At 70.9% G+C, this 18066-nt stretch carries 12 protein-coding genes and 2 pseudogenes; 5 read left to right on the top strand and 9 right to left on the bottom strand.

Features of this window, described 5'->3' with window-relative positions:
* The 4 genes and pseudogenes from CV755_RS12015 to CV755_RS12035 form a co-directional block, all read right to left on the bottom strand.
* A pseudogene (locus CV755_RS12015) lies at positions 1-1944 on the bottom strand (hypothetical protein); the annotation flags it as partial.
* Positions 1941-4193 carry a hypothetical protein gene (locus CV755_RS12020; protein ID WP_109280213.1) on the bottom strand — a complete coding sequence of 751 codons (2253 nt, stop codon included), beginning with the start codon at positions 4191-4193 and terminating at the stop codon, positions 1941-1943. The gene CV755_RS12020 and the pseudogene CV755_RS12015, both read right to left, overlap by 4 nt.
* Positions 4194-4200: 7 nt before the next feature.
* Positions 4201-8540, bottom strand: a pseudogene (locus CV755_RS12030) (DUF6603 domain-containing protein).
* 14 nt (positions 8541-8554) lie between these two features.
* The gene (locus CV755_RS12035) at positions 8555-9652 is read right to left on the bottom strand and encodes a ComEC/Rec2 family competence protein (protein ID WP_109280216.1); all 1098 of its coding nucleotides are present in this window, start codon (positions 9650-9652) and stop codon (positions 8555-8557) included.
* A gap of 607 nt (positions 9653-10259) precedes the next feature.
* On the opposite strand from CV755_RS12035, the gene CV755_RS12040 reads away from it, so the two are divergent.
* On the top strand, positions 10260-10880 hold the full coding sequence (locus CV755_RS12040; protein WP_109280217.1) for a histidine phosphatase family protein: 621 nt from the start codon (positions 10260-10262) through the stop codon (positions 10878-10880).
* 168 nt (positions 10881-11048) lie between these two features.
* On the opposite strand, the gene CV755_RS12045 is transcribed toward CV755_RS12040, so the two are convergent.
* The gene (locus tag CV755_RS12045; protein WP_109280218.1) at positions 11049-11651 is read right to left on the bottom strand and encodes a YdcF family protein; all 603 of its coding nucleotides are present in this window, start codon (positions 11649-11651) and stop codon (positions 11049-11051) included.
* Positions 11652-11755: 104 nt separating this feature from the next.
* Here CV755_RS12045 and CV755_RS12050 point away from each other — a divergent pair, with 104 nt between their 5' ends.
* Both CV755_RS12050 and CV755_RS12055 read left to right on the top strand, forming a co-directional pair.
* On the top strand, positions 11756-12106 hold the full coding sequence (locus CV755_RS12050) for a hypothetical protein (RefSeq protein WP_109280219.1): 351 nt from the start codon (positions 11756-11758) through the stop codon (positions 12104-12106).
* A 45-nt stretch (positions 12107-12151) separates the two neighbouring features.
* Complete coding sequence (locus CV755_RS12055; protein ID WP_109280220.1) at positions 12152-12301, top strand: DUF3237 family protein; 150 nt, start codon at positions 12152-12154, stop codon at positions 12299-12301.
* A gap of 20 nt (positions 12302-12321) precedes the next feature.
* On the opposite strand, the gene CV755_RS12060 is transcribed toward CV755_RS12055, so the two are convergent.
* Complete coding sequence (locus tag CV755_RS12060) at positions 12322-13023, bottom strand: histidine-type phosphatase (protein WP_241561152.1); 702 nt, start codon at positions 13021-13023, stop codon at positions 12322-12324.
* A gap of 96 nt (positions 13024-13119) precedes the next feature.
* Positions 13120-14319 (bottom strand): RNA-guided endonuclease InsQ/TnpB family protein, encoded by a 1200-nt coding sequence (locus CV755_RS12065; RefSeq protein ID WP_109280277.1) that lies wholly within the window; start codon positions 14317-14319, stop codon positions 13120-13122.
* Between the two features lie 52 nt (positions 14320-14371).
* On the opposite strand from CV755_RS12065, the gene tnpA reads away from it, so the two are divergent.
* Positions 14372-14800 carry an IS200/IS605 family transposase gene (gene tnpA / locus CV755_RS12070; protein WP_109280222.1) on the top strand — a complete coding sequence of 143 codons (429 nt, stop codon included), beginning with the start codon at positions 14372-14374 and terminating at the stop codon, positions 14798-14800.
* Positions 14801-14868: 68 nt separating this feature from the next.
* Here the strand turns inward: tnpA and CV755_RS12075 are convergent, their stop codons facing one another.
* Together CV755_RS12075 and CV755_RS12080 are read right to left on the bottom strand one after the other, a co-directional pair.
* Positions 14869-15486 carry a histidine-type phosphatase gene (locus CV755_RS12075; protein ID WP_206608420.1) on the bottom strand — a complete coding sequence of 206 codons (618 nt, stop codon included), beginning with the start codon at positions 15484-15486 and terminating at the stop codon, positions 14869-14871.
* A 155-nt stretch (positions 15487-15641) separates the two neighbouring features.
* Positions 15642-17195 (bottom strand): helix-turn-helix domain-containing protein, encoded by a 1554-nt coding sequence (locus tag CV755_RS12080; protein ID WP_338323645.1) that lies wholly within the window; start codon positions 17193-17195, stop codon positions 15642-15644.
* A 235-nt stretch (positions 17196-17430) separates the two neighbouring features.
* On the opposite strand from CV755_RS12080, the gene CV755_RS12085 reads away from it, so the two are divergent.
* Positions 17431-17967: a hypothetical protein gene (locus tag CV755_RS12085; protein WP_153068649.1), complete on the top strand. Its 537-nt coding sequence runs from the start codon at positions 17431-17433 to the stop codon at positions 17965-17967.
* Positions 17968-18066 lie beyond the last annotated feature (99 nt).

Below are 18066 nucleotides of genomic sequence, written 5' to 3' on the forward strand. Positions count from 1 at the left end.
CGCGGCGTTCCCGCCCTGCCAGCGGTAGCGCTCCCCGTCGAACTCCCAGCGTTGCACGCCCGATTCGTCCTGGTAGGGAGTGGCGCAGTGCTTGAGCTCCCACTGGAGGTAGAGCGGCAGCCAGGGCTGCCGCCAGACCCGGGTGTACTCGGGCCAGGGGCCCTCGGACCGGCCGTCCGGGTCGGCGAGGATGGCGTGCAGCGCGGTGCGGCCGGTGCTGCCGTCGCCCGTCGCGGTGGTGCGTACCGCCTGGTCGAGCAGGGCGAACTCGGCCAGCAGCGGGGTGAGTACGGTCGGCAGGCCGTCGGCGTTGGGCGGCAGCGAGGGGGAGGAGGGGCGCTCCGTCCACCGGTCGTTGATCTTCACCCGGGTCAGCAGCCGGGACGGCAGGCGCAGCGGCAGCGGGTCGTCCTCGTCGCGGCCCAGCGGGGGCGTCACCGAGTGGCCGCTGAGGGCGAGCACCGGGTCGGCGGGGCGGTAGTAGCTCCGCTGCGGGGAGCGCTTCAGCTCCAACTCCGGTGCCAGGCCCATGCGCTGGGCGTAGGCGTCGATGGCGGCCTGGACTTCTTCGGGGGTGGTGCCGTGCGGGACGTCCGGCACGGCCGCAAGGGCCTCCCGCGCCGTCGCCACCTGGGACTCGGCCCGGGCAATCTCGCGGTCCCACTCCGCCGGGTCGAAGGCGTAGTCGTGCGGGCGGCGGTTCTCGGGCAGGTTGCGCAGCCACCACAGGGACCACAGCCGCCACTGGGCGTCGTCCAGTTGGCGCAGGGCGCGGTCATAGGCGTCCTGGTCGCGGTTGAGCCGGGCCACCCAGGAGGGCTGGGCGGGCGGCGGCTGCTGCGCATCGGCGCCGTCCTGCGGCCGGTTGACCACCTGCCAGGCCGCGCCGCCGTCATGGGCGCTGAACCAGGACCGCCGGGTGATGTCGTCCAGCGGCAAGCGCCGGTCGGGGTCGTCCAGTTCGTCCGGGCTGCCGGTGAACAGGGCGCGGACCAGGTCGCCGGTGCGGGCGGAGCCGGTGCGGTGGGCGGTGAGCGCGGCCACCGCGTCGGCGGTGCTGTGGCCCACCGCGACGGTGACACTGTCGCCGTCCGGCCGGTCGGACGGCAGATGCCCGCCCTCGCGGTCCCAGGTGACGCCCAGTACGGTGCCCGCGTAGCGGGTACGGGCCACCGTGTCCGGCATGTCCGGGGGCGCGGCCCAGCCCAGGGCGGCCAGCACATCGGCGGCGCGCGCCGGGTCGGCCTCCGGCGGCAGCAGGCCCTCGATGCCGGCGGCGGTGCGGAGGATATCGGCGTCGTCGCTGCTGTACCAGCCGAGCACCAGATAGCTGACGGTGCACGGCGGCGGGTAGTTCTCGTTCTCCTTGAGATCGGCGAGGGTGTCGCGGAAGGAGAAGACGTTCTCGTGGTACGGCGCGAAGGCGGCGAAGGCGGGCAGGCCGCTGCCGATGGCGGTCAGAAACGGCGGCCGGGCCGCGGCTTCCTCCCAGGGGCCTTCGGTGAGCGGGTGGACCCGGCCGATCCAGGCGGCGCGCGGCGCGTCCGGGTCCACAAACGGTGTGGTGGCCACGTCCGTGTCGCTGTCGGCGGTCTCCAGGTAGTCGCTGTGCACCAGGAAGCCGGCCGTGCGCAACCGGCCGCGTACCTCGGCGTAGCGGACCACCAGCCACCGGTTGGGCACCAGCGGGAACCGTGACTCCCCGGTGCGCTGGTCGATGACCCCGGTGGCCAGGGCCTCCGGGAGCTGCCACTGGATGTGGATGCCCTCCCCGGGCCGGCCCTCGGAGTATTCGATGCCCGGTTCGGCGTGGTAGCGGTGGCGATCACTGAAGGTCCGGGCGAACCGCGGCCGCCAGCGCCGGAAGCTGTCGTGGTTGGCCACCGCGTAGTTGGCGACAAGGGCGTGCACCTCGATGGGCACGATCAGATCGGTGTCGGTCATCGGGTGTTCTCCTGGTGATCCGCCGCGGCTCGCACGGTGAGGCGCTGTTCGACGGGGGCGTTGACGAGTTGGAGGGCGAAGCCGCCCGGGGTGAGGTCGGTGAGGTCCGGGTCGAGCGCCCTGGCGAGAGCAGGGACCAGGCCGCCCTCGCCGCGCAGGGCGAGCACATCGGGGGTGCCGTCGGGCCGGGGGCGCAGATGGTGGTCGAAGAGGCTGCCGCCGTCGGCCGGGTAGGTACGGCCCAGCGGGAAGCCCAGCGGGTCACCGGGGTTGATGTCGCGCAGGTTGACCACGCCATTGCCGTGCCGGTCGGTGTCGATACCGAAGTGCAGGCCCTGGCCCGGTTCGCGGATCACCACCTCGTCCGGGACGGCATCGAGCAGCACCAGCACGGTGTCCGGGGCCATATGGTCGCGGCGCAGCTCGGCGACCGGCGAGCCCCCGGCGCTGGCCCAGAGGTCGAACACCGGGTAGGCGTGGGCGAATTCGGAGCGCATCAGCAGTCCGGCCGCCGGGCGTACCGCGCCCGTACGGGCACCGTCCACCGCCGCGGTGAGCGCGAAGTCCACGGCGGCGTCCAGCGAGGTGTGCACTCCCACATCGCGGGCGCCCGCCTCCAGTGCGCCGAGCCAGGCCGCATCGACCCGGAAAAGCCGCAGCGACTCCGGTGGCAGCATCCGGGCGTCCGGCACCAGGTAGGCGAACGGCACTCGGCGCAACAGCCGCAGGCCGTCCAGCCAGTCCGGCAGGGTACGGACCTGCCGGGCCGCGGCGGCGCGCAGGGCGGCCTGCCGGGGAGTGGAGGCCAGCAGGGCGCGGGCCTCGGTGCGGGCCATGCGGGTGCGGGGCTCGGGCGGCGGCGGGTCCGACTCCCTGGAACGGCCGCGGGGCTGGGCCAGGGCGTCCAGCAGTTCCCGGGCGAAGCCCGGGTCCGCCAGCTCCCGCAGGGCGGTGCCGCGCGGATCGGCCGGGTCGTCGGCGGAGGCCAGCCGGGGGTCGGCGGCCGTGGCCATGGTGCGGGTGGCGGTGTTGGCCAGCTCCCGGCGAGCGCGGGTGATCTCCTCGGCGTAGTCGGGGTCGGAGAGGGCCAGGGTGCGCCCCAGCGTCCACGCGGCGGCGTAGGAAACATCGAAGAGCCCGTGCTCGGGATCGTAGATCAGCGCGTGGTCCGCGGTGGTCCTGGGCTCGTCGCGGATGAAGTCCCGGGTGGGCGCGGCGGTGACCGGGGTGAACGGGCCCCGGTACCAGCCATAGGTCGTCTCGCCGGAGAGCAGCCGGTAGGGCACGGGCACATAGCCCAGCTCCAGGCGGCGCCGCGCATAGCTTGCGGCCTCGTCCGTACTGTCACTCACCGCGGGCGAGGTCAGCCGGAGCACCAGATTTTCCGGGTCCTCGTGGGCCGGTGCCACCAGATTGCCCAGCAGAGCCGAGGCATTGACCCGGCCGTCGGGGTCGCTGGTGAAGCTCCAGGAGTGCAGCACACACAGCCGCACCGCCTGTGTGCCGGCCGGCAGCGACCCGGGGGCGAGCCGCCCCTCGAATCCCTCCAGGGACACCAAGTGAGCGGACCAGGAGCCCGGTTCGCGCGGCAACCGGTTGGCGGCGACGACCGCGTACTGGCCCTCGGCGACCACCTCGCCGTTGTCCCGCTGCTGCGGCGCGGTGGTGACATCACGGACGTGGGCGAGGTAGTTCAGCTCCTCCTCGCGCGGCACGACGGCCGTGAAGAGCCCGGCCGGGACGTCGAGGGTCTGGCAGCGGGTCGCCTCTATCTCCGGGGTGATCCCGTCATCGCTCAGCAGCGGGCCGAGGATGCCCGGGCCCGGCCGGCGCAGCTCGGCCACGGTGCGGGTGGCCGTGGCGCCCAAGCCCTCGGGATCGTCCGGCAGTTCACCGGCCCGCACCACCAGCACCGCCAGCCAGGGCGCCCGGTCCGGCGCCCGCCGGGCGCGCAGCTCCCGTTCCCACGGCAGGATCGAGCGGTTGAGGGTGATATGCGGCAGGACGCGGGAGTAGTCGCCGCTGCCGCCGGGCGGCGGGTAGGTGGCATGCACCGAGGAGGGGTCGAGAACGAACCGCACGGCGCGGATCTCGAATCGCTGCTCGGCCGGTGCGATGGGCGAATCGGCGTCCAGGCGGCTGCCGTTGTGGGTCAGGTGCTGCTCGGTGCGGATGGTGTAGACGCCGGCGGTGGCCACCGGGCGGCGGTAGTCGTGGAAGGCGACCCGCAGGTCGTCGGCCGCGCTCATGGTCGGCTCACCTCTCGGCTGTGGTGGTCATGGGCGGATGGGTGAACAGGGCATGGGCGCGCTCGGCGAAGCCGGACACCGGGCCGTCGGGGCCCGGGGCGAGGCCCATGGCGGCCAGTGCCGAGTGAACGCCGGCCCGGGCGCGGACCGTTGATGCGGCGGCGATGCCCCGGTCCGGATCGGTGAGCACGGCGATGCTCTGCGGGTCCGGCTCGGACGGCGGCCCGGCGGGCGTATCGTCCCGCAGTCCGATGGGGGCGTACGGCAGCCCGTCCGCCGCCAGCGCCTCGGCACGCACCGGGCCCAGACTGTGCCCCAGTTGGAGCGGCGGCACCCGGAACTCGATGCCGGAGAGACAGCCGGTCAGCAGGCCGTCCTCGTCCAGCGCGTCCCCGGGACGGGACAGCGGACGCCCCCACAGGGCACGTGGCAGGTCCTGGGTGAGCGGGGTGACGGTCCATCCCGTGGTGTCGTATGTGGTGTCGAACCGGCGGATGGTGACGTGCTGTTCGGAGACGACGCCGCTCAGCCGCATCGGGCGGACGTCGATGGTCTCCCGGCCCTGAGTCTCGGCCAGCACCCGGCCGTTGAGCAGCAGCCGCACCGCCGGGACAGCGGACTCGGTACGTATGGCGAAGCCGTCGGCCGAGGCCAGCACCGGCTCGTCGGCTGCCGTGCGGGCCGCGCTCTCCGCCGGATCGACGTCCACCAGCAGTCCGGCCAGCGGGGTCACCGACAGCGGGGCGGGCAACTGGGTCCGGAACTCCGGCCAGTCCACCTCGGGTGCGGCCTGCCGTCCCGAGCCGATGTGCAGGGTGAAGGTGATGAACCAGACCTTCACCAGCGCCCGGCCGCCGATGGGCGGGCCCCACAACTCCAGGGAGACGCCCACCTCCAGCGAGACCCGGACCCGGACAAAGGCCACCTTCACCGTCGCCGCGACGCCGATGCTCTGGCCCATGGTCAGCTCGAAGGCGAAGGGCTTCCACTGCACCAGCACATCGAGCCAGGCGGTGAACCATGCCTGCAACTGGATGCCATGGGACTGGTCGTAGGAGGCGGACAGCTCGCCGCCCGCCATAAACGCCCGGTCGGTCAGCGCCGCGTACACCTGCCCGCGGATGGTCACCGGGCCGCGTGCCCACCGCCAGCCGACGCGTGCCGGGCGGGGGTAGTAGTCGGGGATGTCGAAGCGGGGGTGGTAGCCGCCGATGGTGAACACAAAGCCCTTGCCGCCGCCGGAGGCGGTGCGGTCCCGGCCCCACAGACGCAGGGAGAGGCCGCCGGTCAGCTCGGCGGCCGGGTCGATCACATAGGAGCCGGGCGCCAGGGCCGCGTCCATGGCGAACAGATCCTGGTCGGCGTGGTAGGCGATGGCCAGGTCCACGATGATCCGGGCGAGCGGGTGCGTATTGGTGGCCCGGCCGCGCGGCAGATCCAGCGTTGTCCGGCCGGTCAGCAGCACCTGCCAGGTCTCGCCGCCCTCGACCAGCAGCAGCGCACGGGCCCGCAGGAACTCCAGGACGCTTCCACGCCGCCCGCGCCCCAGTACTGGCCCTCGCGCGGAGTGACCCAGCCGCCCGGACCGGCCAGCCGCTCCAGCACCTCCTCCGGTGTGGTGCCGGTTTCGGTGCCGGCCAGCCGCTGCACCAGCGGGAACTCGCCGACCTCGGCGATGGACGGCGGGCGCACGGTGGAATTGACGCCGAAGCCCAGCGAGATGGCGATCACCCGGAACTGCGGCGGGCCGAACAGGCCCTTGTCGCCCCCGGAGATCTCGCCGAACAGGAACATCGACGACCAGCCGGCCTCGGCCTTGGCATAGGAGCCGGCGGCGGTCAGGGCGAAGAAGCCGGTCTCCAGGGCGACCAGGCCGTTGTACTGCTCCGTTATCCCCGGCGCCACATCGGAGCCGGTGCGGCGCTCCAGCAGGCCGCCGAGTCTGAGCGGGGGCTTGTTCAGCTCGACGCCGGCGCCGCGCAGGACCGGGGCGACGCGCAGTTCACCGTCGATGCCCAGGCCGAGTCCGAGGAGGATCAGCCGCACGGGGCCGACGGTCAGTTCGGCGTCCAGGGCGACGAATATCCGGCCCTGGGCGGAGCCCAGCCGGATCCGGCCGAGGCGTACCGGGCCGAAGACCAGGCCCAGTTCGCGTACGGCGCCGCCATCGGGGGAAGCGGCGGTGCGCGCGGGCGGGGGAGCGGCGCCGGTGACGACCGTGCCGCTGCCGCCCGTGGTGAGGGGCAGGACGAGCGGGTCCAGACGCTCCCCGGCCACGGTCAGTCCGACCTGGACGGCCATTCCCGGTACGGCGGCGGTGCCGGTGGCAAACCGGGGGAGCCGCTGGGGTTCGTTCGGATCGGCCTGGTCCAGTTCGGAGTTGAGCGCCGCGGCCCGCTCCGGCGTCCAGCCGGAGGGGGCGCTGGTGAAGGTGAGGGCGTCCAGCACCAGGTCGGAGCCGGCCGGGATGGCCTCGCCGACCAGGGGCAGTTGGGAGGCCCGGGCGTCCAGGGCGACCCGGGCCGCGACCGCCATGCCGGGCTGTCCGGCGGCGGTGGCGAAGACCCAGCCGGTGTGCTCGGTGACGGCCGTCAGCAGCAGTCGCCCGCTGCCGCTGTGGTACCGCAGGGTGAGCGCGGTCAGCTCGGGCCGCAAGATCTCCGGGAGATCGGGGAGTTCGACGCCCAGCGCCGAGGCGAGGTCGGTGAGCCCGATGCCCGGCTGGGCGGACCAGGTCCCGGTCACGGTGGCCCCGGAGCCGTCCTCCTGGTAGTCCACGGCAAAGCGCAGCACACGCGGCCCGGGGTCCTGCTCACCGGTCAGCGTGCGCCGGGCGTACGCCTCCTCCGCGTCCGCTTCGGAGTCGGGGAGGGTGATGTCCAGCACGCCGGTGATGGAACGGTCGTAACCGCTGCCGGACTCACGGCGATTGAGCTGGGTGTCCAGGGTGAGTACGGCGTCCGCCGTGCCCATCGGGAAGGCCAGCGCCCCGCCCAGCTCGAACCGCCGACCGTTGCCGTCGAAGCCGACGGTGAGTGACAGCAGCTCCAAGTCCTCCAGGAGGGAGGGAGGTTCGGCGTCAAAGGCCGCGAACAGCTCGCGGGCCGTCAGATGCGAGGCGATACCGCCGAAGGTCCAATTGCCGCCCTCGTAGGCGGCACGGAGCAGTACCTTGCCGTCGCCCAGCTCCCATATGGCTTCAAGCGAGCCCTGCCACCCGGTCGGGCCGCCGATCAGCAGCGAGAGCGCGAGGTCGGTGGTGACGACCGGTTCCACCGGCCGCCAGGTGCCCGCCAGCGCCAGATCCATGCCGAAGGCGGGTGCGCCGTCACCGGCCGTGGTCTCGAACCGCAGATCACGCACGGACAGCGCGTCTGCGGGCAGCCCCGCCCCCGGGAACCACCGCTCCAGCACTGGGGTCAGGGGCACCGGATCGACCAGCTGGGCGATCACCCTGCATTGCGGCAGCACCACCTCGGCACTGAGCTCCACCTGTTCGGCGACTGTGAAGAAGCCGCTGATCAGCGCCTGGACGGCAAAGCCGCCGGGGGCCAGGGTCACCGCGAACTCGGCCGCCGGATCGGAAATCTCGAAGTACCCCGGAAAGACCGACCAGGTGGCGTCCAGCTCCACCCGGATCCACGCCGACAGCAACCGGCCCGGCCGGCCACCGTCGCCCGGCGCGAAGGTCACCGACAGGCCGCCGATGGCCAGTTGGCCACTGCCGAACTCCGGCGGCAGCGAGAACCGTCCCGGTTCCAGTCCGGGGATCAGCGAGGCCAGATCGTCGAGACCGCGCAAGGGGACCGGCTCGAACTCGCCGGAGAGACACCAGGCGCTGTCCTCGTACGGCGGATCGAAGCCCGTGACATAGGCCAACGCCTCATCGTCCGCCCCGGCCCCGGGAAAGGACCGGGACGCGCCCAGGCCCACCCGGGGGAGCACAGCGCCGTCCGCCGCCGGTGTGGCGTCCAGGAGCAGATGCAGCGCGGTGAAGCCGAAGGTGCGCAGGACCGCCGGGTCGATGTCCAGGTGCTCCGGGGGCACGGTCCAGTCCGGAAGCTCCGCGTCGATCCGGATCCCGGCCACGAACTCCTCGTTGTCGTCGGCGAGGAAGGAGACCAGCACGGTGACGGCCATGGCAAGATGCCGCAGCCGCAGCTCTCCGACGACCGCCAGCTCGGAGGGGAAGGGTTCGCAGGCGGACAGCGTCAGTGTGGCGCCGTCCAGATGGTCGTGGAACAGGGTCTCCGCGGCGGGTATGCCCAACTCCTCGGCGGTGAGCCGGAACACGCTGCCGGCGCTTGCGGCCAGTTGCTCCCGCAGGGCCGCGATGGCCAGTGTCATACGACTTTCTCCGCTCACTTGTAGCCGAGCTTGTAGGTGTTGGGGCCGTCCGCGTCGATGGTCAAATGCCAGTCCACGCCCTTCGCGAAGCCGGTCTCGCGCTCATCGTCGGGCGGCAGCTGGCACATATTGGTGGCCAGGCCGGCGATGGCCTTCTCCGTCCGGAATCGCTCGTCCACCCGGCGGGGCAGGTCGCCGTCCTCGTCGGCGAAGTACGCGACCTTGGGCGCCGATCGCGGCTTCGCGGGCGCGGGGAGCGGCGGTTTGAAGCCCTTGCGCTGCTCCAGCACATGCTCCAGGTGGCTGAAACTGGGCATTCCGGTGCCATGGCGCCCAAAGGTTTTCGTGCCGGCGCTGATCAGCAGCCCGTCCGGGGTGAGACGTGCCAGCCATTCATCCGAGGTGGAGGTGGTGCTGCCGTGGTGCCCCATCTTCAGCCAGGTGTTGCCCGTGCGGCGGAGCCCGGGGGCGGCGTCCCCCAGGTTCTCCAGGATGCTCTTCTCGACATCGCGGCCGGCGTCCGCCGTCAGGAAGACCCGCTGCCGGGCGCCGGATGGGTTCCGTCCGGCCAGCATCAGCACGATCGAGCCACGGTTGCTGTTGTATTCCGCGGCACGCCTGTGCCTGGTCCCGGCCATCGCGGTATGGGGGCTGTCCAGGCGCTCCACCGGCAGGGGCCAGCGGTGGGAACGGGCGGCGGCGAAGGGGGCCTTGCGCTTCCGGGGACGTCCCCGGCTCGCCGCGGTATTGGCGGCGAGCACATAGAGCTCCGCCGGGTTCGTGCCCGGCCCGCTGAGCAGCAGCCGTGGCGCGGTGGGCGACGGCTCGGTGACCGGGGCGCCGGACCGCCAGGGCGGCGGGGCGCTCGAATAGGACCGCCAGTTCTCCAGAATGTCGGCTATGGAGACGCCGCCGTCCAGGTCGTTTCGGTAGTGCCCCAACTCGCCGCTGAACCGGACCTGTTTGATGGTGTAGCGGAGCTTGTTCTTGTCATTCAGCAACACCTTGGGCAACAGGTTGTAGTGATCCCTGTCGGGGTGTGTCAGGACCAGGCAGTCAAGGACATTGGGGTTCTTCATGCGCCCCAGATACTGGGCGAGCTTGGCGCCCACCCGCTTGGCGTGATCCGCCTCGCCACGGCGCAGCGGGGGCTGCTTGCTCTGGCTCCCGCAGTCGATGAGAACGGCCTTCTCGCCAACTCCTGATCCCCGTAGAAGATCAGAAGGGTGCAGTCTCCCTGGCCCACATTGAAAAAGATCACTTCAGTTGAGAAAGCGGTGGGCGTAGTGCCCCCAAGGGCAGAACCGGACACCAACGAAACCCCCTGAAAGAGAACCAGCCATGGCCGCGCGCGGCGCTGCGGACGGTGGCCGGCCGGGGACCGGATGACCGCTCCCCAACTCCATGACCTCGCTCGTCACATGGGGGAACCGGCCGGTCACGGAGGATTGGCGCGAGGCGAGCACAATGTAGCCGCGACTTGATCATGTAACAACACAGGGCGACGCGGTACTAACCGAAAGGTGATCAAGCGGCGGCCGCGGCACTGTCGGACGGCTGTTCGCCGCGCCTTGCGGGACGGCAGGCGGGGAGGGCGGGGTCGGCGCCAAGAGTGGCTGGAAATGGCCGTGGTGAGGGTCATGGCAGCGCCCAACGAATAGCGCAACGAGGGTGCCTGGCACCCGGAACCGTCGCTACTGGAATGGCGTCCACCTGGGCATGCAAGATCGCTACCTCTACTTGGCCCGCCATGGTGAGGCGACTCCCGACGAACGCGCGCTCACCGAGGCCGGGCAACGGCAGGCCGAGTTGCTGGGCAGGCGCCTGCGTGGAGTGCCGCTGACGGCCGTCCACCATGGCCCGCTGCCCCGCGCGGCGCAGACCGCCCGGCTGATCGCGGAACAACTGGGCACGGTGCCGCTGCGCGAGTGCGAGGCGGCCGGGGACTACATCCCGTACGTCCCGGAACGCGGGGAGCTCCCCCCGGACATCGCCGAGGCCATGCTGCCCCGCCTCGCCTCGGTGCCGGCCGGGGAACGTGCACGCGGCGCGGAGCTGGCCCGTCAGGCGCTCACGGACTTCACCGGGCCGGAGGAACACGGGGATCGGCCCCGTCACGAACTCGTCGTCACCCATGCCTTCCTCGTCGCCTGGCTGGTCCGCGCCGCCATGGGTGCCCCGGCCTGGCGCTGGATGGGACTCAACCATGGCAACGCGGCGCTCACGGTGATCCGTTACGCTCCGGCCCGGCCCGCGGCCGTGCTGGTCTACAACGACGTCGGTCATCTTCCGGACGACCTGCGCTGGACCGGGTTCCCGCCCGAATTGCGGACGCCGTGACGGTCTGCGACCGGGAGCACCGGCCGACGCCTGCCCGGTGCGCATCGCTCTCACCAGCCAGGGAGCGCCCTGTTTGCCGGGGCCGACGTCACCCGCCGCGCGGTGCTCGATCTTGCAAGAGACGGTGGTCGGGGAGAAGCGCCCCCTGGGCCGGGCGCCCTCGGCCGGTTAGCGCGGCGAGAGCTTCCGTTCGCCGGCCCGGATACCGCGGAGTGTCCAGAGCCCGTACAGAGCCAGCAGGGGTTTGCCGAGCAGCCACTCGCCAGGACGGTAGTCATCCGCACGCACCAGCCGCTCGGCAAGATCGGGGCGCTGGCGCCGCAAATAGGCGCGGGCCTTGAGGGCATGAGCCGGTTGTGAGGCGATCTTGATGCGGTCCACGTCTTCGAGCAGCGGGATCACGTTTATGACGTTCTCCCATGTGGTCCTGCTTCGGTCTTCGAGGAGCACTTCGCCGTCCCACCGGAGCACCGACCTCGCATAGTCGGCCAGCAACTCCGCTTCCGCGACGCCCTTGCCGGTGGCACCGCCGCTGAAGATCAGGCGGGTGTCCCGCGCATGGTCGCCGGTGATGGAACGGATACCGGCCCGGACGCGCCAGCGGTTGATGAAGTTCGCCGCCGGTTGGGGGTTGCGGAAACCCAGTACCACCACGGCCTCGGAAGGGCCCTCCCGGTTTCCCACGAGAGCTTGGGACCAACGCCAGTTCAACCATTCACCCCAGACCAGGGCGGCGGCCGCGGCCACTGCCAGTCGTGTCCCTCGTTGCATACGGCGACTCTAGAGCACCTGATATCCGGCGGCAGAGGCACCAGTTGCAGGGCGGGTGCCGGATGCGGCGAGAGCCTGCCAGTGGTCATCGTCATCATGGAGTCATGACCAAGACCAACCCCCACCTGACCACCGGCAGTATCTGGCGGCTTCACCACGGCAACCAGGAGATTGCCCGGCTGACCGTGACCGGCGCCGATATGCCCTGGACGCACGCCGAAATCGAGACGCTTGCCGGCTTCGAGGAGTTCCGTGCCCTCTTCATCGAGCACGAGCGGGCTGTCGATGAGGAGGACTGGGAGCAGGCCGAAGACTGCTGCGCCCGAATCAGCGGCGCGCTCATCATGACGTTTCCGGACGGCAGCCCGGTCGCTGAGTTCCTGCTGCGCATTCGCAACGACGGTACCGCCGCCTGGCGTTGGGACGACGAACCTTGCGGAACGGTCGGCCAATGACGCGCGGGCTTCGCTGCTTCTGGGAGGAAGCGGCCGTCTGGTTCCATGTCGAGCTGGACACCGATGGAGTGGATGGTCGCCCAGTTCGACACCGGTGTCTCCCGGTACCAATGGCTCACCCGGAGCCTGTTCGTCGGCGAAGGCCGGCTGGCCGGCCCGCGCACCATCGGATACCGGATCCACCGCTTGGATTGAACCGGGGCCACCCGTCGCCGTCAGTTGTGTTGCAAACAGCGCTTGAGCTCGTCGAGTTGGTAGAAGTGGCTGCCCTTGGCGATGGGGTGGCAGGAGGGTTTGAAGGCGGTTTCCTTTTCGTTGTAGAGCATCCGGACCAGGTAGGTGGCTGATCTGCCACTGGAGTTGTCACCGGCGCCCTTGGCATAGAGGTCCCATTGGATGTTCGCGGCCATCGGTGCGACATGGGCGCCGCGCCAGGGGTTGTTTGCGTATGAGTACGGCCGGCCGGGTTCGGCCTGCTTGGTGCTGCCGGGCAACCGCATCAAGGCGGCGAGCGGTTCGATTTCCTCGGCATGGGTGAAGCGCAGCACCGCGCCCTTGTCGCTGGTGCCATTGGCCCTGGCTTCGGCCTGGGCGAGAAGGTCGTCGAGGAGGACGCCGGCCAGTTTGTAGGTGATGGCGCGGCCGCGGAAGGCGGGGCCCTTTTCGTAGAAGTCCTCGGCGTCGTCGAGGTAGGCGAACCACTTGGCGTCGGCAGGGGTGAGGAAGGGGCCGAGATCGGCATCGGGCGCTTCAAGGCGCAGGTCGGGGGCGGCGCTGTAGAGCGCGTACAGGGACTGGGCGAAGGAGATCTGTTCGTCGGAGGAGAGGGAGCTGGTGAAGTCGCCGGTGAAGAGGCGGGTCACCACATGGTGGGCCGCTTGGGCGGTGCGCGGTCGGCCGTTGATCTCATGGAGCACGGCGGCCAGTTGGGGGTCGTGGGCCAGGTAGTCCCGGTAGTCGGCGTTCTGCGGCTGTTTGTGACTCCTCCCCCTTGTGAACGAGGGGGCTTCTCGCTATGCCGGGTTGGCGTCGCGACGGACCAGCCCGGCCCGTAGAACGTTGATCGCACCCACTGTGTCCGCGTGCGCCTGGTGGCCGCAGCTCTGACAGTGAAACTTCTCCTGGGTGGGCCGGTTCTCCTTGGCGGTGTGCCCGCATCCAGGGCATCGCCGGGAGGTGTTGCGGGGGTCCACTGCCATCACTTCCCGTCCGGCGCATTCTGCCTTGGCGGTGAGGATCGTCAGGAACACCCCCCAGCCGACGTCAGCGATCGAGCGGTTGAGCCCGGCCTTGGCTGCGGCCCCGTTGGGCAGGAAGCTGCCCGGCTGTTGGGGGTCCGGCTTGGGATCCGGGGTCTTGCTCATGTTGCGGATCTTGAGGTCTTCGTGCGCGATGAAGTCGTTGTTGCGCACGTACTCAAGAGCGGTCTTGTGCGCGTGGTCCAGACGCTGACGGCGCACCTTGCGATGCAGCCGGGCGAGCGTCTGCACGGCCTTGCGGCGTCGGTTCGAGCCCCGCTTGCAGCGGGAGAGTGCCTGTTGTGCGGCTTCGAGCCTCGCGGCGGCCTTCGCCCCGTGGCGCGGGTTGGCAACGAATGCGCCGTCGGAGTCGGCGAGGAAGTTCGCGATGCCCATGTCGAGGCCGACCACTGCGCCGGTGGGCGGGAGAGGTCCGGGCGCGGCCTGGCCGACGGTCAGGATGACGTACCAGCGTCGCCCCTCGCGCTTTACCGAGATCGTCTTGACCTTGCCGGCCACGGGCCGGTGCTGGTGCACCTTGACGTGGCCGACGCCTTGGAGGCGGACGCGGGTGACGGGGTCGTGCGGGGTGGAGTCCCAGCGGCATCCGTCGCCATCCTTGGGGAAGTCCACGGTGTCGAACCTCTTGGCCGACCGGAACCGTGGATAGCCGGGCTCGTCTCCTGCCTTCACGCGGCGGAAGAATGCGGCGAACGCCTTGTCGAGACGGCGCAGGGTTGCCTGCTGCGAGGAGAACGACCACCGGCCCTGACGCTCCGGGTCAAACGCCCGGATGTCCTTGAGCTGGGCGGACTGCTGCCCGTACCGGACGGTGGTCTTCGAGGCGTGCCGGTAGGCGTCCCGGCGTTCCTGCAACGCCCCGTTGTACAGCGAGCAGTGATCACGCAGCATCTCGCCGAGCGCGGCTTGCTGGCCCACGGTGGGCCGCAGGAGGAACTTGTACGCACGGATCACCCGGCCCACCCCCCTTCCTGGCCGGCTTCCAGGATCCTACTACACTTGGCGTATGTCACCGCGCTGGGAACCAAACCCCGATGTACGCACCGGTCGTCACGTCACTTATAGCCTTCACGCCCACTTGGTGTTCATCACCAAGTACCGGCGCGGCGTCTTCGACGACGCGATGCTGAAGCGCTGCGAAGAGATCATGCGGGAGGTGTGCGGAAGCTTCGAGGCGGAGCTACGCGAGTTCAACGGCGAAGCCGATCATGTCCACCTGCTCGTGCGCTACCCGCCGAAGATCGCCCTGTCCAAGCTGATCAACAGCCTCAAGGGCGTCAGCTCTCGTTACCTGCGAGCCGAGTACGCCGGCCGCATCAACCGCATCGGGATGGGCTCGGTGTTCTGGTCCCGCTCCTACTTCGCAGGCTCGTGCGGCGGTGCACCGCTCACCGTGATCCGTCAGTACATAGAGCAGCAAAAACGTCCGCTCTAAGGTGCAGGCTAAAGCGGTCTTAGGATGCGTTTCCCTCCCCGGCTGAAGCCGGGGATACCCACGCAAGATCAGGGAGGGAAGTAGAGAAGGTCTTTGTCGGTGACCGGTTTTTGGATCAGGGCAGCGAGTGCCGGGTCGGCGGCGGCCAGGCCGCCGGTGAAGGCGCGGGCGCTGGCGACGGTACGGTCCACTCCCGAGGTTTCGACCGTAATGGGCCGGTGCTGGGCGGCGATTGCGCGGAAGAGCGAGGGCAGCCGCCGCGCCATGCGCTGTGCCGTCTGCCGGTGTTCCTGTGCGCCGAGTGCGGAGAGGTTGCCGTACCCCAGGGTGGAGGCGGCGCTGAGCAGTGAGCGGACCCGGGGTGCCAGCCTTCTTCCGAGCCCGGTGAGGGCGTGGTGTTCTTGTCCGCGTCGCAGCAGCGCGAGCACGGTCTCGCCGTCGTCGCCGTCGGTCATGGCGCGGGATCCATGGCGGGCCACATGTTCGGTGAAGACCGGGATGTATCCCTGGGGGGCGTGCTGGTAGCGGGCCGGGTTTTCCTGGGGTGTGTAGGGGGTTTTGGTCCCGTAGAAGCCCTGGTGGGTGTGCGAAGTGTGCTGTCGGGCCTGCGCGGAGGAGGGTGCTGCGGTGGCTGCCAGGGGCAGGGACAAGGCGATGGCGGCGGCAAGGGGAGCGGTGCGTTTCACGGCGGTCCTCCTGGGTGAGGTCATGGCGGGACGGCGGGAGAGGTGGCGCATGGCACGGTCGTGCCGACGGGCGAACTGTGGCTGACGGTGTGAGGTGGGAGGAGTGAGCGGTGGGTGAACAGGTGAGTGTCCGGGCTGTTCGATCCGATCTGCCGCTATGAGCCGGGCGGCTCTTTGCCGGAGAGGGTGGCGACGCCCAACCCTCTGTAATGACCGGACAGTTCGAGGGCCCGTTGAGCGAGCCACTGGTCATGGACGGCGCTGGGGGGACGTAGCAGTGAGCGCTCAAGCAGTGCCTCGGCGCGGGTCAGGCGTTTGCGTACCGCGGATGCCGAGAGGGACAGCGCTTGGGCTGTCGGGCCGATACGGCCGTTGAGGCGCAGCCAGAGGGTGAGCGTCTGCTCGACGCAGTCCGGTACGCCGGGCGTCCGCAAGGGGCGGAACTGCCGTTCCGCCCAGGCCAGGACACCGGGCAGGGTGAGCAGTTCGTCCAGGGTGGGCGCCGGGCCGTCCCCCCGTGGGATGTCCGCGGTGCCGGCATGGAGGGCGAGTGCCAGGGCTGCCTGGTCGGCGAGTTGATCCAGGTCGAGTCCCAGCAGGCCGCTGACGAGGGCCATCCGGGACATCAGGGTATTGCGGTGGATCTTCAGATGGGCCGTGGCGCGGGTGGAGAAGTGGAGCCAGGACGCGGCGGTGGCCAGCAGGTCCGCGCTGTCCGGGTCCTGGGCCCGTCTGCTGCGGTGGGCGTGCAGCGGCGCGAGGAAGGTACCGGCCCAGGCCGCCGCGGGCGGGCCGATGGTGAGTGCCAGATCGGGATGGCCCGCGAAGGACGCCTGCCGTTGGGCGCGGTGGCGTGCGGTGGCCAGGGCGTGAAAGGCCTGGGCGTAGCCGGTGGCGGTGTCGCGCAGCGGTACGGCCTCGCTCACCCCGATCCAGCAGGTATCCGCCATGGAAGGGGGCCATTTCCACGCCGGGGCGGGGTCGGTGTCCGTGCCCGGGGCGGCGGGCGCGAGCACCATCAGATGGTCGAGATAGACGGGGCATGGCACAATCCACGCGCCCTCGGCCACTTCCGCTATCGCCTGCGCCACCGCGCTGCGCACCGCGGCCGGACCCTCGACGACATACACCCGTGCCACATCGGGCAGTTGGGGCCGCAGGGCCCCGGCGACCTGGCGCGCGGCGGCGGTATGGCCGTTCATCAGCAGGTGCAGAACGGCCTCCCGGGTCCGGGCGTCGGCGATCCGCAGCCGGCGCTGCCGGCGGCGGAGGTCCTCGGCCCGCCGGCACAGACTCAGCCCCGAGGTGGCATCCGCGAGCAGCAGCGGCAGTTCGGGCGGCACCGGGCGGGGCAGCACGGCGGCGAGCAGGAGCGCGGCGAGGTCCGGCGAGCCGTCCAGGGGCAGGATGACGCAGGCGAGGTCCTCCTGGTCGATGGCCAGGGACTTCAGGCCCCGTGCGGTGATCTCCCGCACCCCGCGCCGTACCAGAGTGCGCCCGGCCTCGCCGAGGGGCGGCGAAGGGGCCGAGGCCGCGGCGCCCGAGCGGTTCACCAGCAGGACGGTGGCCCCGCTACGGGCGGCCAGCCAGCGCAGCAGGGAGGCGGTGCCGCCCTGGCGGGCGGCGCGCTGCATGGCCAGCACATCGTCGGCCCGCCGGACCCGCCCGGCCGCCGTCGCGGTGCCCGCTCGCTGTTGGTCGGCGTGCATGCGCTCCCCTCGGAGAGGCAGCTCAACTCCCTGTGGAGCGGAGGCTATCGGGGCCCGAGCCGGGTGAACAGCGGTCTCACTGTGCAGTTCCGCACCGGAGGGGCTCCTTCACCGTGCAAGGAGATACCTCGCACCGCCGGCGGCCGCCCTAGCTTGTGGTGTGCCGCCGGACACCGGGCCGGGGCGCCGCGGGGGAGAGACCTGGCCCGGTACGGCAGCGAGAGGAGAGATGACCATGCACCTCGGACGTGCGCTGCGCACTACGGCCCTGGCCGCCGCCCTGGCGGTCCCGGGCGCCATCGTGGCCGGCGCGCCGGCCGCCCAGGCCACCGCGAGAAGCTGCCACTGGGCGGACAAGGGCGACAGCGGAGTGGTGAGGGTTCAGGACGGCAATGGGAGCCAGCTGACCGCCGGGCGGATCCATCAGCAGTTCGACTACTGCGGGAACAGCCGGGCCCGCTTTGTGTGGGACGGCTGGTTCCGCACCCACGCTCATCCCGGCATCACCGGTGCCTGGGTGCAGGTCCTCGACCTGGGCGACGACGGCCGGGGCCGCGACTCCGGGGAGTACGGCTCCCTGAGCGGCCCCGAGGTCACCACCAACCCCATCTCGGTGCACAGTTGGGGCGACAATGAGTGGTACGGGGTGGCCAATATGAGGATCACCCACGGCAATGGGTCCACGGCCCGGTGCACCGCCTACAGCAGCACCTGGGACTACCACTACGGTCGCCCGACGGAGGGCGCCCAGCCGGGAACCTGCGGCTACTGATGCGGGCGCGGTCCGGCATCCGCGCCAACGCCCGGCCGCTGCCCGGCGGTCCGCCCGTAACCGGTGTCAACCCGGCTCGTCGGGGCGGCAGTTGGGCGA

This window comes from Streptomyces orinoci, assembly GCF_003121295.1.
Taxonomy (GTDB): Bacteria; Actinomycetota; Actinomycetes; order Streptomycetales; family Streptomycetaceae; genus Streptomyces; species Streptomyces orinoci.